The sequence below is a fragment of the Swingsia samuiensis genome (genome assembly GCF_006542355.1).
GTDB lineage: Bacteria > Pseudomonadota > Alphaproteobacteria > Acetobacterales > Acetobacteraceae > Gluconobacter > Gluconobacter samuiensis.
In genome coordinates this window covers 637539-663550 of the sequence record NZ_CP038141.1, presented here as the reverse complement: position 1 = coordinate 663550, position 26012 = coordinate 637539, and the positions used below count along the sequence as shown (strand labels likewise).

Sequence of the window (26012 nt, the reverse complement as noted above, 5' to 3'; positions counted from 1 at the left end):
CCATGCGAGATGAACTCCTGCAACTGAACAGGAGTTCATCAAGATTTGTAAGCTTTATAGATAGCGATCGAGTGATAAATCCAAAGAAGGAATTTCGGTCTGTCGATCTGAGATTTGGTCGGCAATAATTTTCCCAGATCCCGCAGCCATGGTCCAACCTAGAGTTCCATGCCCTGTATTAAGCCACATGTTTTTATACCGTGGGGATGGACCAACGATAGGGGTTCCATCAGGTGTACAAGGGCGTAAACCTGTCCAATATGTGGCGGATGAGAGATCCCCTCCGCCATACATTTCTTTGAAAGAAAGCTCCAAAGTTTTGCGGCGGTCTTTGCTGAGGCGTAAACTAAAGCCGTTAAGTTCTGCTGTTCCGCCAATACGGATACGGTCTCCAAGGCGTGTGATAGCGATTTTATAGGTTTCATCGTTCACGGTGGAGGTTGGGGCACGCTTCTCATCGGTGATGGGTAATGTCAAAGAGTATCCTTTGACAGGGTATATTGGCATTTTTAGTTCAAGCGGCTTTAAAAAGCGTGGGGAATAACTTCCTAAAGCAAGGACGTAACGGTCTGCGGTAAAGCGACCAGTATTGGTGCGGATGCCGATGATAGAATCGTTTGTGGCTTCGATCGCTTCTACTTGCGTACGAAAATGGAATTTAACTCCTTTTTCTGCCGCGAGCTCTGCAAGGCGGCGTGTGAAGATATGTGCATCCCCTGTTTGATCGCCTGGAAGCCTTAAGCCGCCACGTAAGCGATGACGAGCATGGGCAAGACCCGGCTCATATTGAATGATTTCATCAACATTCAGGAGCTGATGCTCAACACCGCTTTCGGCTAAAAGGCGCATATCGTCAGCAGCGTGCTCTACTTGCGCATCTGTACGAAAAAGCTGAATGAGACCTTTTTGGTCTCCGTCGTAAGTAATGCCTGTTTCATCACGAAGAGAATCAAGCTTGTCTCGGGCATATTCTGCAATACGGAGCATACGGCCTTTATTGATATCGTATGCTTTATGAGTACAGTTTGCTAACAGTTCTCCCATAAAGGTGAACATGGCTTGGTCAATACGTGGGCGGATAACCAAAGGACTGTGTCGGCTGAACATCATCCATTTAGCCACTTTTAGCGGCAACCCAGGGACGGCCCAAGGGGTAGAATAACCTGGCGAGACCTGACCAGCATTGGCAAAAGAGGTTTCAAGACCAACGCCCGGCTGACGGTCTATAACCTCAACTTCGTGCCCTTCTTGAGCAAGGTACCACGCGGTTGTAACGCCGATAACGCCGGCGCCCATGACAATGACTTTCATATCAGCTCTGCGACCCTTGAAATAATATAAAACAATTTTCTTCTTAGAAGAGGAACACTGATAGAAAGGCTTGTCCAGCCCTATCCGTTATCCGGGGACGCCTTTGCTCGTAGAATACTCAAAATGAAGGGCTGTATCGGGGTGAATGATGGCGTGCGAGGCATGTACGGCCATTGCTGCCTCAGAAAAACCTTGAAGAATTAATTTTAGTTTTCCGGGATAAGTGGCGATGTCACCAATCGCAAAGACACCGGGAATATTCGTTTCAAGAGTGGCCGGGGTAACGGGTACGGTGCTACGATGGGTATTTATACCCCATAAAGCAATTGGCCCAAGATCAGTGGAAAGCCCGTAAAATGGCAGAAGAGTATCTGCTTCGAGGTTTCGTGTTTCTCCACTAAGCGTTGACACTTCGACGTGGGATAATGCCCCGCCTGAACCATGAAGAGCGTGAAGTTGGTACGGGACGACTTTCTCAATGCGGCCTTTTTGTATTTGAGATTCAATACGAGAAAGTGTTTCTGGAGCCCCGCGGAACCGGTCGCGACGATGGAGGAGATAGATATGTTCTGCGATGTCACTTAAAGATAAAGCCCAATCCAGAGCAGAATCTCCTCCACCTGCAATAACGATGCGTTTCCCGGCAAAATCAGATCGTTTTTTAACGTAATACTGAATAGCCCCCGTTTGTTCATATTCTTCTAATCCTTGTAACGGAGGGCGGTTGGGACCAAAAGCCCCTGCGCCCGCAGCAATAATGACTGCTTTCGCATGAATAATATCGCCACGTGCTGTGGTGAGTTGGAAATCCCCCCGATGGCCGGTTAGTTTTTCCACCCGGGAACCTAAAAGGCGCGGGACATCAAAGGGTGCAATTTGGGCCTCAAGGGCTGCGATCAAAGCACCACCTTCGATAGCGGGATGTGCGGGTATATCGTAAATAGGCTTTTCAGGATAAAGGGCTGTACATTGACCGCCAACACTATCAAGAGCATCGATTAAGATGCTCTTGAGCTTGAGCATTCCACATTGAAATGCGGCGAAAAGAGCTGTTGGACCTGCACCTACGATAGCGATGTCCGTTGATAGGGTCTGGGGTGATGTCGTCATTACAGATATCTTGCACAGTTAGTCGTGAGATCTTTGTGTTTTTTATAACATAACACAAGGAAGGTGGTCGGGTTATTTTTTACCTTTTAAAGTATCAAATATCTGCAAGGAAAGCTGTGCCATACGAATGGCTCCTTCTTTGCTTTCTGCTCCACAAATAAAGCGTGCGGGATGCGCAAAAACGGCATCTTTAACACCGGATATGCGTGCTAATTCGTTCCTTTCTAATCCAGCCCATGATTCGGGGAGGGGAACACGCTGTCCAAAATCTCCTTTGGTTGGAGGGATAGCTTTAACATTCCATTGTTTACCTGAAGGGGAGACGACGTATACAACAGGGAGGTCACGGTCAAAGATGACTTTTGCTGTTGGCATCCCAGTATCCATAATAAGGATTCTTTTGTCTTCAGCTTGTTGGTAAGCTTCGATAACGCGGTTAGTGGCTTTGAGGCTGGCTCTAATCCGATCGACTGTGTTTACTAAATGTGCGGCCACGGCTGTAGCGGCATTGGCAAAACCAAGGTTTTCTTTTTTTAGAGCTTCGTCTTCCCCATAAAGTTCAGCCGTATCCCAAGGGGGACTACAGGCAGAGACAATATCAGCGAGAGAAAGTTTTCCCATTTTAGCGACACCGTTGTCGTCTTGATCGATGGGAGTAATCAGGGATTGGTCTATAGCTTCCCAAATTTGAAGAATGGTTTCTTCATCCACTGGAGTTTGGACAAGGTTACGTACGGCCGTGAGGCCATAATCTTTCCACAACAAACCAGCTGCACTATAAGGAATGCCATTGTCGCGAATGGGCTTATTGCGCATGTGATGATCGTAACGGCCTTCTGCCGGGTTATAAATACCGCCTACGTCAAAAACGATATCTGCTTTTTCAATCACCTGTGGGGAGCGTGAGCGTGTAAAGGTTAGGCGATCCCCGTCAATGTGGCTTGAGAGAATGCGTTTGCGCAAATCTCCCTGAGGAGAGCAGGCATAATGCAAAATAACATAACCCATGGTTTCATCAGCATGGAAGTTACCCGAATGAGTGAGTGCCTTAATGATTTGTGTCTCATTCTTTAGGCCGATCGGGGTATGCTGTGACATGGTCTATCCTAACTCAGTCTATATCGTGTGAGGCCTACATGCCGGATTGAGGGGGAACAGACAATTGGTTGTGTTAAAATAGTAAAAAATAACGAAACCGAATGCATATTTAATTTGATATGCAGCAAAATAAAAATTCAAGATATGTACTATATATTTAAATATCTAAAGCGAACTTCTTGACATTTGAAGAAGGGATTTTAGAAATACTTAAAGTATTATGACAACTGAATATAGATAACCTCACGATGACAAAAAATGCTCGTAGACCATTATTGATTCGGATCGGGAAGTATCTTCGGCCGGTTTTTAATCGTATTCTGGCACATTATTCCCTTTTTCCAAATGAGCCAGTTTTGGATCCTTATGATTTGCCTTGGGTGAAGTCATTGGAGCAACATGGTCCTCAGATCAGGCAGGAATGGGAGAGATTAAATCAAGAAAGGGATGTTGCTCCCCCTTTGAAAGAGATTTCTCCAGACCATGCGCGAATTGCTGATGATCAACGATGGAAATCTTTTTTCTTATATGGATATGGTTTTCGTGTTGCAGAGAATTGCGCCAAGGCGCCTTTTACGGCGGCTTTAGCATCTCGTATCCCTAATTTAAATTCAGCATTTTTCTCTATTTTGGATCCTGGGGCAGAGATTCCACCTCATTTTGGAGTGACCAAAGGTTTATTGACCTGCCATCTTGGAGTCTCCGTTCCTCGAAAACGTGAAGAATGTTGGATTAATGTAGATGGGCAGAAGATCGAGTGGGAGAATGATCGTTGTATCCTGTTTGATGATACATATGAGCATTGGGTTAAAAATAACACGGACGAACAACGTGTTGTTTTGTTAATTCAAATTTTAAGACCAGAACGAAGTGTCGGCAAATTACTTCAAAAGCTGTTCATGACGGCAATCCGCAAATCTGCTTTTGTAAAAGATGCCCGCAAGAATTTCTCGCGTTGGTCTGCTGCGCATAATCAGATGGAGCGTATATAATTTTTTGATTTAGAATATGAGAAAAAGGTTCTTTCTGGTCTTTAAAGAGCGCATAACATATGGACTATGCGCATTTATTTAAAAGACCAAGCAGCGACCGAGTCACTGGCCTCTTTTTTGGCTGAACGCTGTCGCTTAGGGGACAGCTTTGCTTTGTCTGGGGCTCTAGGAACTGGAAAAAGTACATTCTCCCGTGCTTTTTTACGACACCTCTGTCGAGATCCTTCTATGGAAGTTCCAAGCCCTAGCTTTGCCTTGGTTCAACCGTACGATACTCCAGTTGGGCCTGCTTATCATTATGATTTATGGCGTTTAGATGGGCCTGATGCCTTATATGAGTTGGCATGGGACGATGCTTGTTCAGGTATTATGTTAGTGGAATGGCCTGAAAGGGCGGAGGATATGCTTCCGCACGATGCGCTTCATCTGGTGTTTAATTATGACGACACTTCAGAGGAGCAAAGAATTGTTGATGTGCAAGGTTGGCCAAAAGAGCGATTGGACGGACTGCCTTTGTGAGTAAGCTCATTACCATTGCTCCCTCTGAGCCATTTTTGGAGCGGGTTGCCACGGAATGGTTAAAACAAACTGATCCGGTTGGAAAAGATAAGGGAGGGCCCGGACTACTCTTGGTTCCCAGCCGCCGTGCCGGTCGAGCATTGATCGAAGCTTTTTTACGTGTCCTTGATGGTGAGGCAGCATTGTTGCCTCGTATTGTGGCTATAAATGATATTGATGAGGAAGCTTGGGGAGGTGGGGATGCGGACCTTCCTCCCTCTGTTGAGCCTCAGAGACGCCTTGCCACACTCTCCTTACTTATTTTGCAGACCCCAATTGTCAGTCAGGGATTAGATCGTACAAAAGGGATTGATCGGGCTTGGCCATTGGCGAAGGCCTTGGCTGATTTAATGGATGAAGCGGAGCGGAGTGGTGTTGATTTATCTAACAGCCTTCCAAACGCAGTGGACGAGCAATTTTCAGCCCATTGGCAGCAGACGTTACAGTTTTTAGAAATTATTACAGAGATTTGGCCTCAATGGCTGCAAGAAGAAGGAGTATCAAATCCGATTGCACGACAGGTCGCCCGGTTTCAAGAGCAAGCAAGAAGCTGGAGCCATACCCCTCCAGAAACACCTGTCTGGGCAATTGGATTTGCTGATGGATCCGCGGCTGTTTCAGATGTTTTGAAAGCTGTTTTGAACTTGCCTCAAGGTAAAATTTTACTTCCTGGGGTCGATTTGGGGTTGCCGGACGAGGTTTGGGAAAATTTACCACCTGCACATCCTCAAGCCGGGTTAAGAGAGATTTTGAATGCCTTAGAGGCAGAGCGTTCAGAACTTGTGGAATGGAGAAGTGGCCGAGGGGATAAACGAGAAGCTTTATTTCAAAAAGTTATGTTGCCAGAGCAGGCAATAGCGGTGTGGGGGCAGGATTTACGCCCTCATGACATAACGGGCTTGTCTGTGCTTCCTGCAGAAGATCAGCAACAGGAAGCGCAAGCCATTGCTCTTATTTTGCGTAATACAGTCTCCGTTCCGGGTAAAACATGTGCGCTCGTAACGCCCGATCGTGCGTTGGCCCGGCGTGTAGGAGTTGAGCTTTTGCGCTTTGGTATTCATGTGGATGATAGCGCAGGCGAAGCATTGGCTCAGACACCTGTTGCTATTTTCCTGCGCCTTATAGCTATGGCTGCAGAAGCAAAGCTTTCCCCTGTAGCGCTTTTAGCGGTTTTAAAGCATCCCTTGGCCTCTTTGGGGCGCACCCCGGGAGATTGTCATGCTTCTGCACGGCAGTTAGAGCGGCTTCTTTTGAGAGGGCCTGCTCCTGCTCCGGGAATTGCGGGGTTACGAGCGCGGTTGGAAGAGCTTCATGAGCGCCATAGAACGCGACAAGAAGTCTATAATGATGAAAGCTCTTCAGCGGATTTGCCTGATGTTCCAGAAGGGCCTGAAGAGTTTATTGATCGTATTGAAAAAGCGTTTGAGCCACTTTTAACCCTTTCTGAAGCTGTCCCTTTACCTGATTTGTTAGAAGCCTTGGTTAAAACGGCTGAAATGTTAGCGGCAAGAGAGGATGAGTTAACAGCATCAGTAGAAGAAGAGCGACACCCTGGTGAAAGGTTGTGGGCAGGAGAGGATGGAGAGCTTTTATCCCGGCATTTGGCGGCGCTGATTCAACATACAGCTCTCTTGCCCTCTCAAAAATTGGGACATCTGGATTCTTTTTTAAACACGTCTATGTCTGGTCAAACCTTAACAGGATTTCGTTCCCATAGGGGCGGAGTGGAACTAGCGCATCCCCGGGTTTCTATTTTGGGTGTTTTGGAATCACGGTTATTGACCTTTGATGTTGTCGTTTTAGGTGGGTTGAATGAGACGATCTGGCCTCCTGCAACCGATCCGGGGCCATGGTTAAGCCGTCCTATGCGTACAAAAGTTGGGCTGCCATCTCCCGAGCGCCAAACGGGGATTAGTGCGCATGATTTCCTTTCCAAGGTCTTGTCAGCCAAGGAAGTTGTTTTTTCGAATGCTGCACGACGCGATGGCTCGCCGGGCGTACCTGCACGTTGGATGGTACGGTTAAATGCATTCTTGGGAGGAAGAGGACAAAAGCTTCCTATTCATCCGGCATTATCTTGGCAACGCAAGATGGATCAGCCTTTAGATGGGGCGGAAACCATCTCTCCGCCTGAGCCGCGGCCCCCTGTAGCGTTAAGGCCAAGACGGTTAAGTATTACAGAAATTGAACGGTGGATGCAGGATCCGTATGAGATATATGCTAAACATATTTTGAAATTACGTGCTTTGGACCCTCTGGAAGAAGGAGCCGAGCATGTAGATTTTGGAATAATTGTGCATGCAGGGATGGAACGTATTTTTAAGCGCTATCCGCATACATGGCCTGAGAATATTGATCAGAAGTTAAAAGAGATTTTCTTTGAAGAATTGAAAAAACTGAATCTTCATCCTGCACGACTAAATTGGTGGAGGCCGCGTTTGGATCGGATTGCGGATTGGGTTGTCCAGCAAGAACAGGCGCATCGTGAAGAGAGAAAGATAGTTCAACGCTATATCGAAGCCAGTGCTTCTTATATTTTACAAGCAGATTATGCCCCCTTCAAATTAACAGGGCGTGCAGACCGGATTGATGTTGCAGATGATGGTTTGGCAACCATTCTGGATTATAAAACTGGACAACCTCCGACGGGGGCAAAGGTAGAGGGAGGGTGGTCTGTTCAGTTGGTTTTGGAAGGTGCTCTTTTAGCTCAAGGAGGCTTTAAAGACATTCCATCCCTTTCAACGACCCGTCTTCTCTACTGGCACCTGACGGGAAATAATAAATCTGGAGAAGAAAAAGAGGTTCCAGGTAGTCGAGCAAAACGGAGTGCTGAAGACCTTATTAAGGACGCGCTAGAAAATTTGCGCAGCCTCGTGAATGCGTATGATGATCTCAATCAAGCTTATCGTTCTCAACCATGGGCTCATTATATTCCGCGGTACACAGATTATGCGCAATTAGCGCGTGTCTATGAATGGCGGGCGGCTTATGCGGAAGGAAATGAAGGATGAGCCACAATCCAAGCGCGAATGAGAGAACATCTGTTTATTCAGCCCGTGAAAAAGCTGATCAGGCACAGTTACGCGCGTCTGATCCTTTGGTCTCGGCTTTTGTGTCTGCTTCTGCGGGCTCTGGTAAAACAAAACTTCTGATTGATCGGCTGTTGCGCTTGATGTTGCCCATTGAAATGCCTCGACCAGATGACGGGGCAATGATGTTGGTTGAAGGCGCTAATCCTGCGAGGATTTTGTGTTTAACATATACCAAAGCTGCTGCTGCAGAGATGGCAAATCGGTTACAAACAAAACTAGGTGAATGGGTTTCGTTATCTGATGAGCGTTTGGGACAAGAGCTGGAGAGGCTACACGTTCCGAATTATGAGCAAACCCGACAAGCTGCGCGTTCGTTGTTTCTTAAAGTTCTCGATTTGCCCGGCGGTTTACGGATAGAGACGATCCATGCTTTTTGTCAGTCTCTTTTAAGACGCTTTCCCGTTGAAGCTTCCGTGGATCCTTATTTTAAGTTGATGGAAGATACGGACGCAGCCATAGCTCTTCGTGAAGCGATTGAAGGTGAGTTGGCTAAGGTGCCGCAAGTCGTGGCGGAGGTAGCCGGTGTTGTAAGTTTTGATAAGTTTTTTCAGCGTGTGAATGCGCTTCAGAAGGAAGAAAGCCGGCTGCATGGCTTAATGAAACGGTGGCAGGTTATGCCACAAAGCGTTTTGAAAGCGTATCAGGACATATTACAGGCAGGGCAAGCTGCTACGGCTGATCTGTTACCATTAATGTGCCGTCCTCCTAAAGAAGAAGATATACGTAAAGATTTACAACAAATTGTAGAAATGGCCTCTGTTACAGCGCGTAAGCAGATTGAGGCCATGTTGAATTGGTTGGGGACGCCAACAGAGCAGAGGGATCCGAATGTTTGGGCGGGTTGTCTTTTGTCGCAAAAGGGAGAAATACGGACTTTTGCTGGAAAAATTATCAGTAAAAAGAATGCCGAAATTGTCCCCAATGTAATTTCCTTATTAGAGGAGGAAGGGCAGCGTATTCTGGATTTAAAAGAGAGTATACGCAGCGTTGTTCTGGTGGAGATGAACAAGGCGTTAATGACGTTATCTTCCCCTATTTTACAAGCGTTTAAAGAAGGAAAATCATCACGCGGGTTAGTGGATTATAATGATCTTATTCAGGAAACGCGTAATCTGTTGGAAGCTCCGGGGGCGGCATGGGTTCTTTATAAGCTTGATGGGGGGATTGATCATTTATTGCTGGATGAAGTGCAGGATAATTCGCGCTTGCAATGGGAAATTGCCGGGGCGTTAACGTCGGAATTCTTTGCTGGAGATGGAGCGCAGGAAAAGACTTTAAGGCCACGAACGGTTTTTGCTGTGGGCGATTATAAGCAGTCTATTTTTGGCTTTCAGGGCGCCGAACCCGAGCAGTTTCATTATTGGCGTGCTGAATTTGCGCGCCGTGTTCAGAATGCTTTGTTGCCTTGGCAAGATCCAGAATTGAACGTGTCTTTTCGCTCTGTCCAACCTATTTTGGATTTTGTGGATGCTGTTTTTAGTCATTCACAAGCCTCTTATGGCTTATTGGAAGACGGACAGAAAAGCCTTTCCTCACATGTGTCTGCACGATCCGATCAAGGAGGAAAGGTTGAGATTTGGCCCCTCACTCCAACAGAAGAGGGTGATCAGGAAGGGATAAATCCTTGGCAGGCCCCAGAGAAAAATACAGGACAAAGGAGTGCGCCTCAACGGTTAGCAGAAACGTTGGGGGAGTGGATTACGCATCAGATTGGTCGCCCCCCGCAACCAGGGCAGCGGCCATTAAAAGCCGGTGATATTCTGATACTTGTTCCCCGGCGGTCTGATTTTTTGCGTTCCTTAATTCGTGAAATGAAAACACGAGATGTGCCTGTAGCGACATTGGTTCGTGTTGGTTTGACGGAGCAAGTTGCCGTTAGAGATCTAATGACGCTGTGTTCTGCTTTGTTGTTGCCCCAAGATGATTTGGCTTTGGCATCTGTGCTGACCTCTCCCCTAGGGGGATTAACGGATCAATCTTTAATGGACTTGGCAACACGAGATGGTACAGGCCATGCGCTTGGAAGTGGAGGGCAGCCGTTATGGACAGTTCTAAGAACGCGCCATCAGGAGAGGCCTGAATGGTCACAAGCATGGACGATGCTTTCTGCGTTATATGGTCGCGTCGACTATGCAACGCCGTATCGTTTATTAGCGGAAGCGTTGGGGGTACATGGCGGTCGAACACGTTTGCTTCGTCGGTTGGGGCCGGAAGCGGCGGAACCTGTCGATGAGTTGCTGAGTACAGCGTTGCGGTATGAGGAATTGCACCCTCCTTCTTTACAGGGGTTTTTACATTGGTTGGAAGGGAGTGATTTAACGAGTAAGCGTGAGCCAGAGAGTGATGCAAATGCCGTTCGAATTATGACGGTACATGGCTCAAAAGGTTTGCAGGCACGGCTGGTCATTATACCCGATACAGTTTCTGATTCTGTAGAGAAGAATGATTTTCTGTGGGAAGAGGATCAGGGCTTAACGGTGCCTGTCTGGGTTCCAAACCAATCAGATTTTGGGACACAGGTTACAAAGCGCTTATCTGAAAAAGCGCAAGACAAACAACAGGCTGAAAGAAATCGTCTTTTATATGTGGCATTAACGCGGGCTAGTGATTGGTTGGTGATTTGTGGGGCCCAAAAGAAAAAGCAATCTCAAATTGGCGAAACAACTTGGTATGCTCAGTGTTTGAAGGGATGTGAAAGCCTTCCAATGACTCGCTCCGAACAGTTTAATTTGGGCTGGGAAGGCGAAAAATACGTTTTGGAATTTCAGCCAGAGCATCAGAAAGCATTGTTATTACATGCCAAAGAAGATGAATTATCGCAGGTTGTTCCTGAAAAAGTTGATTTGCCTATATGGTTAGGGCAAGCGCCTCAATGGAAACCTGTTTTAGCTCCTCACGAAGAGGCTACAGCGCGACCATTAACGCCAAGTCGCCCAGACGGGATTGATGTTGGAGAAGAGCCAGCAGTACGTTCACCCATAGAGTTGTTAGCACAACGACCGCAGCCTGTTCGCAAACAAGCGATGCAACGTGGCACGATGGTTCATAAGCTGTTGCAAGTAGCGCCTGAAGTTCCACAAGAGGAGCGCCAAGAGTTTATACAAAGGTGGCTGGAAAGACCTGCATTAGGGCTAAACGAAAGTGAGATCAGCCGCTTAAAAGAGCAGGTTATGAGTGTGTTGACGCATCCAGAACTTAAGGTGCTTTTCTCTAAAGGCAGTCGTGCGGAGCAGCCCATATCAGGTGTAGATCAAGGGCGTGTTATCGTGGGGCAGGTGGATCGTCTTTATGTGGGTGAAAAGGATGTGTGGATCTGTGATTATAAGACAAACCGCATTCCCCCTAAAAATCCCGAAAGAACTCCTATTGCGTATGTAAGGCAGATGGCTTTGTATCGGGGAGTGCTACAAAAAATATATCCTGAAAGTCGGATACATTCTTTCCTTGTTTGGACAGAAGGGCCTGTGGTTCAGAAACTCTCAGAAGAAACACTTGATAACGTACTTATGAAGTCTTAATTTAACGAAAGATGCTTGCGGTTTGTGTTTGTCGAGCAAATATTAAACCAAAGACTTTTGCTTGTTATGAAGGGATTTAAAATGAGTGATCATACAGTTGCTGTAACAGACGGCAGTTTTTCAAAAGATGTTTTAGAATCTAATGAACCTGTTCTAGTTGATTTCTGGGCGGAATGGTGTGGCCCTTGCCGTATGGTTGCACCAGCGTTGGATGAGATTGGCGCTGAATATCAAGGTCGTTTAAAAGTAGCGAAAGTCAATATTGATTCAAACCCAGAAACACCAACAAAATACGGTGTTCGTAGTATTCCGACATTTATTGTTTTTAAAGGTGGCAAGCCCGTTGCTCAGCAAATGGGAGCGATGCCAAAGAGCCAACTAAAGGCATGGGTGGATTCAGCCCTTTAAGATATTGAGCAGTTTGCTCCTTAACGGGGTGGGCTGTCTCTTTTTTATATAAGAAAAGTAAAAGAGAGACGTGGTCAGGTGCTTAGGCATTGTGTAGAGTTAGAACATGCGTCAAAAAGTACCTGCTTTTCCTGCCCCTGTTGTTCTGACCTCTAATGAAGAGGTCGCACATATATGTGCGAAGCTCCAAACAGAGCCATTTGTTACCATTGATACAGAGTTTGTGCGGGAAAAGACCTATTGGCCGGAGTTGTGTCTGGTTCAGTTGGCTGGTTTAGAAGATGTCGTTGTTATTGACGCTTTGGCACCAGATTTGGATCTATCTCCATTAAAAGATTTATTGGCGCGCAAGGAATGCGTGAAAGTTTTTCATGCCGCACGTCAGGATTTAGAAATCTTTCTGCATATTTTTGATGAATTACCACATTCAGTTTTTGACACACAGATTGCAGCTATGGTTGCTGGATATGGTGATCAGGTGGGATATGACAGTCTGGTTGGAGCAATCACTGGACGTGCTATCGATAAAACACATCGATTTAGTGATTGGTCTGCGCGCCCTTTAAGTAATGCTCAAATTAATTATGCAGCGGCGGATGTAACATATTTGCGGCTCGTCTATCAGGCTCTACGTAAGCAGCTGGATGAGCAAGGGCGTTATCATTGGGCTGATGCCGAGCAGGCCATTTTGATTGATGAGGCAACATTCCGCCCTGATCCGCGAAAGCTTTGGGAGAAAATGAAAGCTCGGACCAATAATCGTCGGATGTTAGGTATCCTGCGGGAGTTGGGGGCATGGCGTGAGCGGGAAGCCCAAAATGCCAATATTCCAAGGCAACGTCTAATCCGGGATGAGAGCTTACTTGAGATTGCTGCTGTAAAACCTCACGATATAGATGCATTAGTACGGGTGCGCGGTGTAACGCGGGGCTTTGCTGAAGGGCGAATGGGGGAAACTCTTCTTGAAGCTGTTCGTATAGGTGAAAAGGTTCCTGATTCGGAGCTGCCAAAGCCTTTATCTAAGTCAGACCGTACAAAGCCTTCATCTGCTTTGGTGGCGCTTTTAAAGGTTTTGCTGGCCGCAAAAGGAGAGCAGCATAAGGTTGCCCCGCGCTTGGTTGCTTCTTCAGAAGATCTGGATCGGATTGCTTTGGGAGAAGAAAATGTTGATGCTTTGCTCGGGTGGCGGCGAGAGATTTTTGGTTTAGATGCGTTAGCTTTGGTTCGTGGTGAGATTGCTTTGGCAGTTGTTGATGGACGAGTCGAGTTGAAAAGGGTCGCCGAAGAAATTAAATAAAACGGTGGCAGACAGTTTTATATGAGAATAGAGCGTTGAAGAAATGCAATATTCCTCATTTAGGGCTGGTCGTTATGAGGACAAAAGAATAAGTAAGAGGCTAATGTGAAGCCTCGGTGTAGGACAAAAGGAAGATTAATATGGAATGGACGGACGAGGCGATTGCTAGACTTCGTGATTTGTGGAGTCAAGGACTATCGACAGCAGAGATCGGCCGTCAACTTTCTATTACTAAAAATGCCGTTGTGGGCAAGGCTCACCGTTTAGGCTTGCCTTCACGTCCTTCTCCTATTCGTAGTCGAAAAGCGAAGGAAGGAGAGACAGTTGAGCCTACTCCTCGTCGAAAACCAGCCCCGCGGAAAACCGCTAAAGAAGTAAAAGCAGCGGCTGATCAAACATCCGTTGTTTCTAAAAAACCTAGTTCTGGTGCTGAGAAGCCCAAAGAGGCTCTTGCTGCTGCTTCTGTTGAGGAAAAAAAGAAAGAGGTTGAGGCTACTTCTCATATAGTTAAGAAGGTAGTTGAAGCTGCTCCACAGACGGTAAAAGCTAAAGTAGTAGAAAAAGCTGTAGAAGCACCTGCCAAAGTTGTCCCCCTCACGCCACCTAAGCCAGCTCAAACGTCTCGTCCATTACCCCCACCGCGTTTTTTAGGGAGTATTGACCGTTCTACTCGTAGAGGTCCTGCCTGTTGCTGGCCTATCGGTGATCCAGGGACACCAGGTTTTCATTTTTGTGGTGCAACGCCATTGAGTGGAAAACCATATTGCGCAGAACATGCTGCGATTGCTTATGTAAAAATACGAGATCGTAGAGATTAATGTTAAGCTAAAAAAGCCGCCCACAAAAGGGCGGCTTTTTTTATGTGGTCCATTCAATAACGTTTTATTTGTTATTCAGGCTGCCCATGGGAAGAGCTGGAAGTGCTTTTCCGTATCCACGGCCGGGAGTGGTAGGGGCTGGTGTCGTAAGGTTCTCAAACTGATTGGGGTATTGAGAAGCGTTTACGTCTCCAACAGGTTTAGGATGATGTAAATTCTCATATTGGAACGGCCCCATAGAGAGGGTCTGATCCATAGTTGGGAGGTTTGAAACATTCCACCCACCACCAAGGCTACGGATTAAATTGACATCCGCGGTATAAAGACGGGTGGCAATTTCAACCTGATGAATACGACTATCCAGTGTATTTTCTTGACTGAAAATGGCTTCAAGATATGTGCCAACGCCTCCTTGATAAAGGGTCATGGTCATATTTTGAGTTTCAAGGTTGGCTTTAACAGCGCGCTCTAAGGCTTGGTTTTCTTTTGTCAGACGATCTGTAAGTGAAAGACCATCTTCTACTTCTCTGAAAGCAGATAGAATTTGTGAACGATATTCGTCCCGCGTTTCACGATATTGTGACCATGTTCTCTGAAGTTCAGCTCGGCGAAGACCACCATCAAACAGTGGCATATGCAAGCTTGCTCCATACGTCCACAAGGAGTTGGCTAAGCGTGCCAAGGAGAAGCCATTAGCTTCAAAGCCAGCTCCAGCATTTAAGGAAATATGAGGGTAGAAGGCTGCCCGGGCGATACCAATTTCCCGATTGGCTTGAGCCATCTTACGTTCAGAAGAAGCAATGTCAGGACGTCTCTGGAGGAGAACGGAAGGAACACTCAGAGGAATATTGGGTTGAATAAAGCTGAATTTCTGAATGCTCGGGATATGAAAAGAAGAAGGAGCAGTATTGGTTAAAACGGCAATAGCATGTTCCGTGACCTGACGAGCGGCTTGAATATCTAACTGAGCGGCTTGCGTTGTGTAAAGCTGAGCTTGTGCTCGAGCAAGGTCAAGCCTTGGTGCCGCTTGGTATTTGAGCTGATTTTCTGTGATCGCCACTGCACGCTGATAAAAGGCGATGGATTGAGCATAGATTGCATTTTGTGCGTCATATCCACGTAACTGGATATAATCACGTGCTAGTTCAGCTTGCATACTCAAGCGCGCCATTGCGAAGTCCGCAGCGCGTTGCTGGGCAAACTGCTTTTGTTCCCGAACTCGATTGCGGATGGAAGACCAGAAATCTGGCTCCCATGATAACCCACCACCATATTCTTCTTGGGTTTGAGTGAGTGTCGCACCGTTACGGAATAAACGATCTGCAGATTGTTTATTATCAGACGCACCCACATCAAAATTAGCATGTGGGAACAGTTCTGATCGTGCCGCAACAGCTAGAGCGCGGGCTTGAATAAAGCGTTCCGCTGCTGCTTGAAGGTCCCCATTTTCTGCTGTGGCCCTTTCTTCTAACTCATTAAGAAGAGGGTCTTTAAACATCGTCCACCACTCGGTTGGGATGGTGGTATCTGCTGGAGTTGCAATGGCAAACGGGGCCTGACCTCGCCAACTATCAGGGACGACAAATTGAGGTGTTTTATATGTTGGCGCAAGATCGCACGCAGAAAGGCTCAAGAATGAGAGGGCTGATCCGCATGCGAGTGTAAAGTGACGAAGAGCGGAGTGGGTCATTGTGATTTCCCGAAGCCGGATTGGTTATATCCTCGTTCGCCTTGCACAACATTTACTGGATCCCCTTCCAAGAGATCAGCCGGTGGGTTGGCGATGATGCGATCATTGGGGCTAATGCCTGATTGTACCTCTGTGGAGGTGTCAGCCATGCGACCGATCGTGATATTTTTATAGTGGACATGGTTGCTGGTGTCGACAACAGCAACTTGCATGCCCTTTTCTTCAAAAACGAGAGCACTGGTCGGAATTTCATACAGTTGCGTGTCTTCATTATGTGATTTTAGCGCAGCTGAGGCAAAAGTTCCGGGCCATAGCTCTTCATTTTGGTTATCAAGCGTAAATTCAGCAACGGCTGTACGTGTGTTGGGGTCAAACCCGTGAGACGTTGTAAGATAATGGGCTTCGAATGTACGGCCACGATATTGAGGGACACTGACCGTTGCCGTTAAATCAGGTTGAAGGATATAAGAAAAGACTTCTGGTACCGAAACAAAAAGACGTAGTTTTTGTACATCTGCAACGGTGAAAAGTTCAGAAGCACTTCCTGTTGCGCTTAGGTTCCCTCCACCATTATGGACATAATCACCGACGTTGATTTCACGTGCGGTGACGACACCATCGAACGGCGCAACAATCGTTTTGAATTTCTCTAACGCCTCGAAGTGATCCACATTATGTTGAGCTGCTGCAACTTCTGCTCGGGCAGATTGCTCGTTCGCATTGGAGACAGAAACAGACTGGCCTGAAACAGACTGCGAACGCCCCATGGCGCGCCAACGCTCAGCTGTGACTGCCGCCAAATGATATTTGGCTAGAACAGCGTTTAAATCAGCTTTTGCTTGTTGGTACTCGGCGTCTAATGCTGGTGCATTAATTTCAGCAAGGGCATCTCCAGCCTTCACATGGGCACCATAGTCTTTGTACCACATTTTCACATAGCCAGAGACCTGCGGGTATATAGGGGCTTGGTACCAAGCATCAATGGTGCCCGGAAGGGTAAGAGCAACCTTTTGGGGGGACTTTATCGCGTTGACGATGGAAACGTTATAGACAGCGCTGGCGTCTGTATCAGCCTTTAATGTAGAGGCCGTATGAGCCTTTTCAATCACGATAAAGCCAACGTAAGCAGCGAGAAGGCAGCTTCCCGCGATAGCGAAGATTTTAGGAGAGCTGGCCATTATGCTGTTTCCTTTTTGTGCGACGAACGGTTGTGAATGATGGCGTATACGCAAGGAACAAAAAGAAGGGTTGAGACGGTAGCAACAAGTAAGCCCCCAATGACAGCACGTCCTAAAGGAGCATTGGTAGAATTGGATGTTGCCATAGGAATCATCCCGACGATCATGGCGAGAGCCGTCATCATGACAGGGCGAATACGGCCAAAGCCAGATTCGACCGCTGCTTTGAGGGCGTCTCCATGAATTTCAATACGTTCACGAGCGAATGAAACAACCAGAATAGAGTTTGCTGTAGCTGTTCCCATGCACATGATAGCGCCCGTGAGAGCTGGAACAGACAAGCGGGTTCCGGTGAGGAAAAGAGCCCACGCAATGCCGCCTAAAGCACCAGGAAGGGCGGTGATGATGATGAAAGGGTCAGTCCATGATTGGAAGTTCACAACAATGAGCAGGTAAATCAACACGACTGAGATGCACAAGCCGAAGATCAGCTGTGAGTAAGCACTATGCATCGTGGTGGCTTGCCCATGGATTGTCACATCTGACGAGCGAGGAGCGTTTGCACGATCGTCGGCTAGAACTTTCTTCACGTTGTCCAGAACAGATCCCATATCTGTCCCTTCGATATTTACGTAAATATCGATCTCAGACATGGAGTTGAAGTGAGAAACTTCACCAGGCGTTCCCGTTGCAATGACATCGGCCACAGCACCAAGAAGCTGTGGATCAATATTTTGTGGATTACCATCCCCCTTATCAATCGGAATCGTAAGTAGATCACTTAAGTGCGTAAGCTGATCTTGGGAGGTGTAGAGGTTGAGCGGGAAGGTAACGTTATCTTCAGGGTCGAGCCAGAACTGTGGATCGACGACGACTGATCCAGACAGTGTATAGAGTTCGTTTTCAGCAATATTCTGTTCACTTACCCCGGTGGCTTGCCCGAAGGTACGGTTACCATTCACCATTAGGGTCGGCGTGGACATCGTTTGCTGAATGTTAACATCTGCCGTTCCCGGGACATGCTTGATTTTGCCAACGATACGTTTTGCGTAATTGTAGTTATCACTGGCGACAGGGCCGGAAATCTGGATGTCGATAGGTGCAGAAGACCCAAAGTTCAGAATTTTGTCGGTCAGGTCTGCTGGTTGGAAAGTAAAGACAGTTCCGGGGAAGCGCGCCGATAGATCTTTCCGGAGGAGTTTACGATATTCCCAAACAGGTGACTGCTCGTTCTTTAATGTAATCGTCAGATCACAGTCCTGCGTGCCTACTGTTGGAGTTGGCATGAAGGCTTGGTTATGGGGACCTTCAGGAAGACCACAGTTGGAAATAATGTTTTCCACTTTGCCGGGAAGAAGTTGATGGATACGGTTATCCACTAAAGCAGCGATACGTCCAGCGACTTCAATCCGTGTCCCGAGGGGAGCGCGAAGGTGCATTTGGAGAGAGCCTGATTTAACTTCAGGGAAGAAGTCTCGGCCAGCAAAGGCATAAAGGCTCATGGACGCTAATGAAATACCAAGGAAGGTAAGAACAAAGACCCCTCGACGTTGCACGCACCGCCGTAGGACGACTTCATATCCATCACGGAATTGGTTGAAACGCTTTTCGAAACCTTGCTGGAAACGCCCAAAGAAACCTTTGGGTGCAGCATGCTCGTGTTCTCCCCCATGATGAACCTGACCGGCAAGGAGGTATTTTGCCATCGTAGGAACAAGCGTACGGGAAAGAATAAAAGAAGCGATCATGGCAAAGATAATGGCTTTGGCCATGGGCATGAACAGATACCCTGAAACGCCATCAAGTTCAAAAAGCGGGAGCCATACGATACAAATACATGTGGTGGAAACGAAGGTGGGAATAACGATCTGGTTTGCAGCATCAATGATGGCAAGGTCGAGGTCTTTTCCCATTTCAAGGTGAGTATCGATATTCTCAATCATGACGGTGGCGTCATCGACCAGAATACCAACGGCCAGAGCGAGGCCACCAAGGGTCATAACGTTAATGGATTCTCCAGCCCAGCCAAGCCCTATGATGGAGGACAGAATGGCGAGTGGGATGGATGTCGCGATAATGACAGTAGAGCGCCATGATCCAAGGAAAAGGAGAACCACAACCCCGGTGAGTAATGCTGCGGTAATCATCTCCTGCAAGACGTCTTTAATTTGATCTTTCACCATGACGGATGCGTCAGATAAAATGGTGACTTTGACGTCTGGTGGGAGAATATTTTTCAGGCGGGGTAATAAAGCCTTTGTTGCAGCGACAACGTCCAAGGTGGAAGCTGTTCCCGCTTTTTGGGTAATCATTTCAACACCTTGACGGCCTTTGACCAAGACAAGGTTTGTTTGAGGGTGCCCCCCACGATAGACTTCGGCAACATCTCGAACGTAAATGACGGCATTCCCGATACGCTTTACAGGAATATTGGCGATGTCATCCAAAGATTCCGGGGCAGCGTTGGTCTGAACCATCCAGTCTGTTGCATCGATCTTTTGATCACCTGCAGGAAGAACAATATTTTGCTCTCTTAATGCAGACTGTACGTCAGCAGCAGAAAGGTGATGCGCTCGTAGTTCCTGCTGGTTGAGGGAAACCATGACAAAGCTGTCCATGCCCCCGTAAGGATGGGCTACGACAGCGCCGGGAACTGTTGCCAGTAATGGACGTATAGTGATGACACCAAGCTTAAACAAATCTGAGGGGGTTTGTTTGGGGGATGTCACCTGAAGCGCAATGACTGGGACCTGAGACGGATTCAGAGCCATGATCATCGGTGCGGGTACTTTAGGGGGAAGCCCCAGAAGCACGGTTTGAGAGATTGCCGTTACTTCTGCCTCAGCTGTTCCAATTGGGGTGCCGGGTTGGAAGTAAATATTAACGATCGAGCGACCATAATAGGAGCTCGACTCCATATGCTCGATGTTTTGTACCGTTGTGGTAACGGCAAGCTCGAAATTATAAGTGATACGTCCGGCAAATTGCTGAGGTAACAGACCGGGGTAGGTCCATACAACAGCAACAACCGGAACTTTGATGTTCGGAAAGACGTCCGTTGGCGTTCTGAAGATTGACATGATGCCAAGCATCACGATCAGGATCGACAAAACGACAAAAGTAAGTGGTCGTCTTAACGCGGTGACAACAATGGCATTCATTGAGTAGGCGCGTCCTGGTACGGTTATGCAAAGAAACTATTGATATACACAAGATGAGTTTAACAAAGGTATAAACTACAGTTTAATACAGAGATTTAATTAAAATAAATTTTAAGCACTGGTATTATGGGGATATTTCATAACAAAACGTAATATAAAACATTAATTCAAGTTTAGATACTTTATTATTGAGCGGTAAAGTATTTTTATAAATAAGTTATTGTAAAAAACCCGCTCTTCTTAAGAGGAGCGGGTGTGTAGTAGTTATTATATAAGAAAAAGGAAAGAAATTAAGCTTCTAATTTCTTTTCAGTTCCAGATGGTGAGGAAGAGGGCTTATCACCTGTGATCATTTCAAGTTGACCGGTGATCTGACCGCCATCTTCAACCTTCAAGCGGCGGCATTTTGCTTTTCCAAGAAGACGTCCACTGCCACGGATGGTTAGGCTACCATTAACTGTGAGTGTGCCGTCGATTGTGCCGGCTACTTCTGCATCTTCAACTTCGATGGCCCCACGGAATACACCGCCTTGAGCAACAGAAACTTCAGTCGCCTGAATCATGCTTGATTCGACTGTGCCTTCAACAACCAAGCGTTCTGCATCTTGAACAGTGCCTTGAACGCTAATGCCGCGGCCAACAACAAGTGTACGACGCTCTGGGCCAGTTTGTTGTGGCGCACCGGGGATGCCGGGGCGTGGTGCTGCCGATGGAGGCGTAGGAGGAGTAGCACCAGATGGTGGAGGAGAGGGAGGAGTTGGGAAAGGGGAGCGACCCATAGTGGAGGGGTCCTTCTGTTGTGGTGTCTGGGTGCTGGATGGTCCGGATCCGGCCGCGGAATCTTTCTGGCTGGAGGTATCCGGCTTAGTCGGGAATATAGGTTGCTGACCTGCTGTTGGTTTTTTCTCTTCGGCAGGTTTGGCGTCTTCTTCCGGTTTACGTCTTCTGAACAAGGAAACCCCGCTACGGATCTGGAAAGAACAATAACTACTCAGTCGTTGTATATAACTGTTTCGCAAAAGCTGAAACAGGAGAAAACAATTATTTGTGCATTATTACACAATTATGCCATCAGCAAAGGGTGAACACGTCAAAATAGATAAAAAAACCTCTTTTTTGACACGACATAACCCAAGCGGTTGGTATGGCCTAAATTGGGGCTTATGATCGTGTTGATTTAATGGCATAAACTATTTTTTGACGTATTTTTTATCCAATTTGGAGTTTCCATGTCTGTTTCCCGGTTCGATCTTCTTTGTATTGGTAATGCTATCGTGGATGTTTTGGCCCATGTTGAAACATCTGTCGTTGCTGAACTTGGGGTCACAGCAGGGAGTATGACTTTAATTGATGCAGAGATGGCGCAAAAAATTGAACGTCATATTCGGATTGAAAAAATTTCAGGAGGCGGTTCAGCGGCTAATACGGCTGTTGTTGCTTCTAAAATGGGAGCGAAGGTAGCTTATTTAGGCAAAGTTGCGGACGATAAAACAGGACAGCAATTTGCAGAGGATGTGCGTGCGCAAGGTTTGGCGTTTCCAAGTTCTCCATTGTCGCAAGAGCAAAATATCCCAACAGCACGGTGTATCGTGTTGATTACACCAGATGGTCAGAGAACCATGTTTACGTATCTTGGAGCGTGTACAGAGTTTACGCCGTCTGATGTGGATAAAGAAACAGTTGAAAGCGCACGTATTACCTATTTGGAAGGATATCTTTACGATAAGCCACAGGCACAGGCAGCGTTTGAGCAAGCCGCTCAATTTGCACGTCAGGCAGGAAATAAAGTTGCGTTAACGTTATCTGACACGTTCTGTGTGGAACGCCATCGGGCGGCATTTCGTGCATTGGTTGCGGGGCATATTGATATACTTTTTGCGAACGAAGCTGAGATTTTAGCGCTCTATGAAACGTCTGATTTTGATTCTGCTTCGCAACAAATCGCAAAAGAAACGCAACTCGCTGTTCTGACACGCGCAGAGAAAGGCGCTGTTGTAGTGGCTGGGGAAGATCGATTTGATGTTCCAACCCAGCCTGTAAAAGTTGTTGATACAACGGGTGCGGGGGATGCTTTTGCTGCGGGTTTCTTAGCCGGCTTGAGTAAAGGCCGTGATTTGCAAAAGTGTGCACAGTTGGGAAATGAAGCTGCGGCTGCAATTATAACGCGTGTTGGAGCGAGACCTGAGGACGATTTCTCTTTACGCGCATAAAATCTTATAAATTGGCCCAGCCAATTGGGTTAATATTATTTTGAGAAAGTGCGTTTCGGATATTAAGGTCAAGGAGGGCTTCTAGCTCTCCTGTTTGATTATAGTCCGGCATGAAATGCTTCATCATTTCATTTTGAGATGTTGCAGGGTGAAAATAGATTTCACTCACTCCGTCAGGCAGGCGTGGGATTAAAGAATGGATTCGTTCTTTGGTCATATGTCCTGACCAGCGAAGGCCAAAACACCAGTCATTTGTTTTGAGACGGGCTCTAGAAATTTGCGAACGTAAAACCTGTATCCAATATCTTAAAGTCAGATCACCTAAATTATCTTTTGCGTGCAGAGGTTGAGGCGGTTCGAGAGGTGATCTTACGGCTTTTAGACCATGGTTTTTTCCAGACTTGATCAGGAAATGCCCTACAACAGGATGCAGATGCATGTGTTTGTGTGCATTCGCATGGTCAAGTGTGAGGCCAGAGCGCATGAAAGAGCGGTATTGTGCTTCAATTTCGCGCCCGATAGCATTTCGTGCGCGGCTATTAAAGAAATACTTTATGCCCAAAGTGAGCTGATCTCTGCCAAACCAACCTTGTGTATCGGTGATCGTGGGAAGATCTAAAACGGATTTAGCCTCAATAGCTACGACATGAAGGCCAACGTTCAAGGTTGGATTTTTTTTCGCTCGTCTTATGGCATCAGATGCGGCATCACCCGCTACCATAAGGCTAGCTGTAGAGAGAATACCCTTTCGGTGAGCTTCTTCGATGGCTTCATTAACTTCTATGCTCATACCAAAATCATCAGCTGAAATAATGGCACTGCGTGTCATAAGAAAGATTTCCGAATGAAGCTATAAGAGGGGATATTATAAAAAAAGCATGGCGCAATAGCCATGCTTTTAAAAGAGACACTTGTTTTTGATTAGGCGACGTGACGGTCTTTAAGGAATTGGAAGAACTCAACGCCTTCACGTAGACGACGCTTCATCATCTGTGGGCTACGAACCATTTCATTGACGATAGAAGCGATCTTGGAGCCTCTGAAATAGAATTTGCGGTAGAACTCTTCCACGCTATCAAAAATTTCAGTGTGAGAGAGGTGAGGGTAGTGCAGAGGAGCAATCTGAACACCGTTCTCGTCAATCAGCTCAGCTTCGGATTCGTTAAACCAACCATTCTCTGTGGCTTGTTTGTGCAGGTGCGTGCCGGGGTAAGGCGCTGCCAAAGAGACTTGTAGTGTGTGAGGGTTGATTTCTTTTGCGAATTCGATGGTTTCTTGAATCGTTTCTTTCGTCTCACCAGGTAGGCCAACGATGAAGGTACCATGGATTTTGATGCCAAGCTTATGGCAGTTCTTGGTAAACTCTTTCGCAACTTCAATACGCATACCCTTCTTAATGTTGTGAAGGATTTGCTGATTGCCACTTTCATAACCAACAAGAAGAAGGCGTAGGCCGTTCTCTTTCATGATTTTTAGTGTCTCGTAAGGGACGTTTGCTTTGGCATTACAAGACCATGTGACGCCAAGTTTTCCCATTTCACGAGCGATAGCTTCTGCGCGTGGAAGATCATCAGTGAAGGTATCATCATCAAACATGAACTCCTTCACTTCTGGGAAATATTGTTTGGCAAGACGCACTTCAGCCGCAACGTGTTCAGGGCTACGTGTGCGGTAACGATGTCCACCAACGGTTTGTGGCCAGAGGCAGAACGTACAACGGGACTTACAGCCACGGCCTGTATAAATAGAGATATAAGGGTGTTTTAAGTAGCCAATGAAGTAGTCATTGATGTTCAGATCACGCTTATAGACTTCCGTAACGAAAGGAAGGCTATCCATGTCTTCAATCATCGCACGGTCTTTATTCGCGATGACTTCGCCTTTTTCATTCCGCCATGTGATGCCATCTACTTCGGCAAGTGGTTTGCCTTCTGCGATTTCTTTAATGGTGAAATCAAATTCATTGCGTGCAACGAAATCAATTGGCGTACCCTTCGCCATGCTTTCGTCAGGCTGGACAGCAACTTTTGCCCCAACCATTCCGATGATGAGCTTAGGGTTAGCATCTTTAAGCATTTGAGCGACGCGCACATCAGAAGCAAAAGATGGTGTAGAGGTATGGATAATGACAAGATCACGATTCTTGATATCTTCAAGAATTGGATCCATTCCCATTTTAGCAGGAGGAGCATCAATCAGACGTGAGCCCGGAACAAGCGCAGCTGGCTGAGCAAGCCATGTTGGGAACCAGAAAGATTTGATTTCACGTTTGGCCTGATAACGAGATCCAGCGCCACCATCGAAACCATCGAAAGAGGGCGGTTGAAGGAAAAGGGTTCTCATCATTGAGGTGATACTCCTGTTGGTAACGTCGGGCTTATATGTTCAGGGCTTGTATGCCAAGGATTAAGATTTTCTTTTCTTGATATGGACTGTTCTGCCCCGCCATGCAACGCGTGTTCCATGAACACTACCCAGCATGATGGCGACGGACAGGACGTCACGAAAGGGTAAAAGAAAGTTTTTATGGTGTAGGGTACATTTTGTTTGTCGGTCAATTAAAGAACTCAAGCCACTTCGTATAGCCCATGTGGAAAGAAAGAAAGCCCATATGTGGGGTGATCTTGGTCGTAAAAGAAGGGCAAGGGCACTCCAAAAAAGAGGAAGTTGAATGGCTGAAAGAGTATATCCAAGCGGTTCAACACTTTTGACTGTTCTGCCCCAGCGTAATTCATGAAGGAGAAGTTCTTTAAAAGAGGCTTCGCCAACTGTGGTGTGCGTTAGTGTTGGGGCAATGGCAATATCAAGCCCCAACTCCCGTACGAGTTGACCCAACACAGCATCATCAGCAACGTGATTAGCTAAGGCTTTCAAGCCACCAATTTTTTCAAGGGTTTCTCTGGTGAGCGCCATCGTTGCGCCGAGGCAGTCTTGTCGGCCTAGGACACGAGACATCATGACGCCCGGGAGGAAATTATCATTAATCTGCAGGGCCCCAAGTTGTTGCACCATGGTTTTGGAAGCGGGGCGGCCAGCATATAATGTGGTGACTAAGCCGGTGTTTGTTTGAGCAAGACTTGAGGCGACATGTTTTAAGTAATTCGGCTCACAATGAATGTCCGAATCTGAGATTACGAGATAATTATATTGGGCTGCCTCATACATATTGATGAGGTTACTTACTTTGCGGTTAACCCCATGTTCCGCATCATTAATGACAATTTCGATAGGAATATGAGGGTACTGTTTATGAAGTTGTTTGATGATGGGGAGAGCACTATCTTGTGTGCTTTGCACCCCAAAAACAATTTGAAAATTTGGATATTCTTGTGAAAAAACGCTTTCAAGTGCTTCATAAAGCAGAGGCTCATTATTATGAAGCGGCTTTAAAACGGTGATGGCAGGCCAATTTTGTGAGGAGTGAACTTCTTCATCAGATATTCTGGCCTTCCGTATAAAGCGATGAAGGGCTGTTGCTCCCAGAATATTTTGAAAGATACCCGCGCTGGAGACGAGAATACTGAAGCCAGTCGCAAGCGAAGAAAACCGAAACACGAGTGAATTAGCCTTT

The 26012-nt window shown here is 46.7% G+C and carries 18 protein-coding genes; 8 read left to right on the top strand and 10 right to left on the bottom strand.

All coding sequences use genetic code 11. The features are described from left to right. Positions 1–54: 54 nt before the first annotated feature. The 3 genes from E3D00_RS03065 to E3D00_RS03055 form a co-directional block, all read right to left on the bottom strand. Complete coding sequence (locus E3D00_RS03065) at positions 55–1311, bottom strand: D-amino acid dehydrogenase (protein ID WP_141459846.1); 1257 nt, start codon at positions 1309–1311, stop codon at positions 55–57. Between the two features lie 87 nt (positions 1312–1398). Beyond that, entirely contained in the window at positions 1399–2421 is a 1023-nt protein-coding gene (locus E3D00_RS03060; RefSeq protein WP_141459844.1) for an NAD(P)/FAD-dependent oxidoreductase, read from the bottom strand. A 72-nt stretch (positions 2422–2493) separates the two neighbouring features. Then, complete coding sequence (locus tag E3D00_RS03055) at positions 2494–3519, bottom strand: MYG1 family protein (protein WP_141459841.1); 1026 nt, start codon at positions 3517–3519, stop codon at positions 2494–2496. 248 nt (positions 3520–3767) lie between these two features. On the opposite strand from E3D00_RS03055, the gene E3D00_RS03050 reads away from it, so the two are divergent. The 7 genes from E3D00_RS03050 (at position 3768) to E3D00_RS03020 (ending at position 14202) form a co-directional block, all read left to right on the top strand. After that, on the top strand, positions 3768–4511 hold the full coding sequence (locus E3D00_RS03050) for an aspartyl/asparaginyl beta-hydroxylase domain-containing protein (RefSeq protein WP_246091481.1): 744 nt from the start codon (positions 3768–3770) through the stop codon (positions 4509–4511). A 66-nt stretch (positions 4512–4577) separates the two neighbouring features. Further along, positions 4578–5030, top strand: coding sequence for a tRNA (adenosine(37)-N6)-threonylcarbamoyltransferase complex ATPase subunit type 1 TsaE (gene tsaE / locus E3D00_RS03045; RefSeq protein WP_141459836.1), 453 nt, complete (start codon positions 4578–4580; stop codon positions 5028–5030). Then, positions 5027–8080: a double-strand break repair protein AddB gene (gene addB / locus E3D00_RS03040; protein ID WP_141459834.1), complete on the top strand. Its 3054-nt coding sequence runs from the start codon at positions 5027–5029 to the stop codon at positions 8078–8080. Before tsaE ends, addB begins: the two co-directional genes overlap by 4 nt. Continuing rightward, a complete protein-coding gene (gene addA, locus E3D00_RS03035; RefSeq protein WP_141459832.1) occupies positions 8077–11679 on the top strand; it encodes a double-strand break repair helicase AddA in 3603 nt (1200 codons plus the stop codon). Before addB ends, addA begins: the two co-directional genes overlap by 4 nt. 81 nt (positions 11680–11760) lie before the next feature. After that, complete coding sequence (trxA, locus tag E3D00_RS03030; protein ID WP_246091480.1) at positions 11761–12087, top strand: thioredoxin TrxA; 327 nt, start codon at positions 11761–11763, stop codon at positions 12085–12087. Positions 12088–12193: 106 nt separating this feature from the next. Continuing rightward, positions 12194–13384 (top strand): ribonuclease D, encoded by a 1191-nt coding sequence (gene rnd / locus E3D00_RS03025; RefSeq protein WP_141459827.1) that lies wholly within the window; start codon positions 12194–12196, stop codon positions 13382–13384. Positions 13385–13524: 140 nt separating this feature from the next. Next, positions 13525–14202: a GcrA family cell cycle regulator gene (locus E3D00_RS03020; protein WP_141459825.1), complete on the top strand. Its 678-nt coding sequence runs from the start codon at positions 13525–13527 to the stop codon at positions 14200–14202. Positions 14203–14266: 64 nt separating this feature from the next. On the opposite strand, the gene E3D00_RS03015 is transcribed toward E3D00_RS03020, so the two are convergent. The 4 genes from E3D00_RS03015 to E3D00_RS03000 all read right to left on the bottom strand — a co-directional run bounded on the left by E3D00_RS03015 (position 14267) and on the right by E3D00_RS03000 (position 21184). After that, a complete protein-coding gene (locus tag E3D00_RS03015) occupies positions 14267–15892 on the bottom strand; it encodes an efflux transporter outer membrane subunit (RefSeq protein ID WP_141459823.1) in 1626 nt (541 codons plus the stop codon). Next, positions 15889–17070: an efflux RND transporter periplasmic adaptor subunit gene (locus E3D00_RS03010; RefSeq protein ID WP_141459821.1), complete on the bottom strand. Its 1182-nt coding sequence runs from the start codon at positions 17068–17070 to the stop codon at positions 15889–15891. The genes E3D00_RS03015 and E3D00_RS03010 overlap by 4 nt, the downstream gene beginning before the upstream one ends. Then, the gene (locus E3D00_RS03005; RefSeq protein ID WP_141459819.1) at positions 17070–20231 is read right to left on the bottom strand and encodes an efflux RND transporter permease subunit; all 3162 of its coding nucleotides are present in this window, start codon (positions 20229–20231) and stop codon (positions 17070–17072) included. The genes E3D00_RS03010 and E3D00_RS03005 overlap by 1 nt, the downstream gene beginning before the upstream one ends. 290 nt (positions 20232–20521) lie before the next feature. Beyond that, the gene (locus E3D00_RS03000) at positions 20522–21184 is read right to left on the bottom strand and encodes a bactofilin family protein (RefSeq protein WP_246091479.1); all 663 of its coding nucleotides are present in this window, start codon (positions 21182–21184) and stop codon (positions 20522–20524) included. Positions 21185–21460: 276 nt separating this feature from the next. Between E3D00_RS03000 and E3D00_RS02995 the strand changes: the two genes are divergently transcribed. Further along, on the top strand, positions 21461–22441 hold the full coding sequence (locus E3D00_RS02995) for an adenosine kinase (RefSeq protein ID WP_141459815.1): 981 nt from the start codon (positions 21461–21463) through the stop codon (positions 22439–22441). Between the two features lie 4 nt (positions 22442–22445). Here E3D00_RS02995 and hpnK read toward each other — a convergent pair whose 3' ends face one another. The 3 genes from hpnK to hpnI form a co-directional block, all read right to left on the bottom strand. Beyond that, positions 22446–23270, bottom strand: coding sequence for a hopanoid biosynthesis-associated protein HpnK (hpnK, locus tag E3D00_RS02990; RefSeq protein WP_141459813.1), 825 nt, complete (start codon positions 23268–23270; stop codon positions 22446–22448). 92 nt (positions 23271–23362) lie between these two features. Then, the gene (hpnJ, locus tag E3D00_RS02985; RefSeq protein ID WP_141459811.1) at positions 23363–24787 is read right to left on the bottom strand and encodes a hopanoid biosynthesis associated radical SAM protein HpnJ; all 1425 of its coding nucleotides are present in this window, start codon (positions 24785–24787) and stop codon (positions 23363–23365) included. 60 nt (positions 24788–24847) lie between these two features. Continuing rightward, complete coding sequence (gene hpnI / locus E3D00_RS02980; protein ID WP_141459809.1) at positions 24848–25996, bottom strand: bacteriohopanetetrol glucosamine biosynthesis glycosyltransferase HpnI; 1149 nt, start codon at positions 25994–25996, stop codon at positions 24848–24850. Positions 25997–26012: the final 16 nt, after the last annotated feature.

Coding starts and splice junctions, on each gene's coding strand:
- E3D00_RS03015 (WP_141459823.1), bottom strand. CDS start 15,892: ATGACCCACTCCGCTCTTCGTCACTTTACACTCGCATGCGGATCAGCC.
- E3D00_RS03005 (WP_141459819.1), bottom strand. CDS start 20,231: ATGAATGCCATTGTTGTCACCGCGTTAAGACGACCACTTACTTTTGTC.
- E3D00_RS03050 (WP_246091481.1), top strand. CDS start 3,768: ATGACAAAAAATGCTCGTAGACCATTATTGATTCGGATCGGGAAGTAT.
- trxA (WP_246091480.1), top strand. CDS start 11,761: ATGAGTGATCATACAGTTGCTGTAACAGACGGCAGTTTTTCAAAAGAT.
- hpnJ (WP_141459811.1), bottom strand. CDS start 24,787: ATGATGAGAACCCTTTTCCTTCAACCGCCCTCTTTCGATGGTTTCGAT.
- rnd (WP_141459827.1), top strand. CDS start 12,194: ATGCGTCAAAAAGTACCTGCTTTTCCTGCCCCTGTTGTTCTGACCTCT.
- tsaE (WP_141459836.1), top strand. CDS start 4,578: ATGCGCATTTATTTAAAAGACCAAGCAGCGACCGAGTCACTGGCCTCT.
- E3D00_RS03020 (WP_141459825.1), top strand. CDS start 13,525: ATGGAATGGACGGACGAGGCGATTGCTAGACTTCGTGATTTGTGGAGT.
- E3D00_RS03065 (WP_141459846.1), bottom strand. CDS start 1,311: ATGAAAGTCATTGTCATGGGCGCCGGCGTTATCGGCGTTACAACCGCG.
- E3D00_RS03010 (WP_141459821.1), bottom strand. CDS start 17,070: ATGGCCAGCTCTCCTAAAATCTTCGCTATCGCGGGAAGCTGCCTTCTC.
- addA (WP_141459832.1), top strand. CDS start 8,077: ATGAGCCACAATCCAAGCGCGAATGAGAGAACATCTGTTTATTCAGCC.
- E3D00_RS03060 (WP_141459844.1), bottom strand. CDS start 2,421: ATGACGACATCACCCCAGACCCTATCAACGGACATCGCTATCGTAGGT.
- hpnK (WP_141459813.1), bottom strand. CDS start 23,270: ATGACACGCAGTGCCATTATTTCAGCTGATGATTTTGGTATGAGCATA.
- E3D00_RS02995 (WP_141459815.1), top strand. CDS start 21,461: ATGTCTGTTTCCCGGTTCGATCTTCTTTGTATTGGTAATGCTATCGTG.
- E3D00_RS03055 (WP_141459841.1), bottom strand. CDS start 3,519: ATGTCACAGCATACCCCGATCGGCCTAAAGAATGAGACACAAATCATT.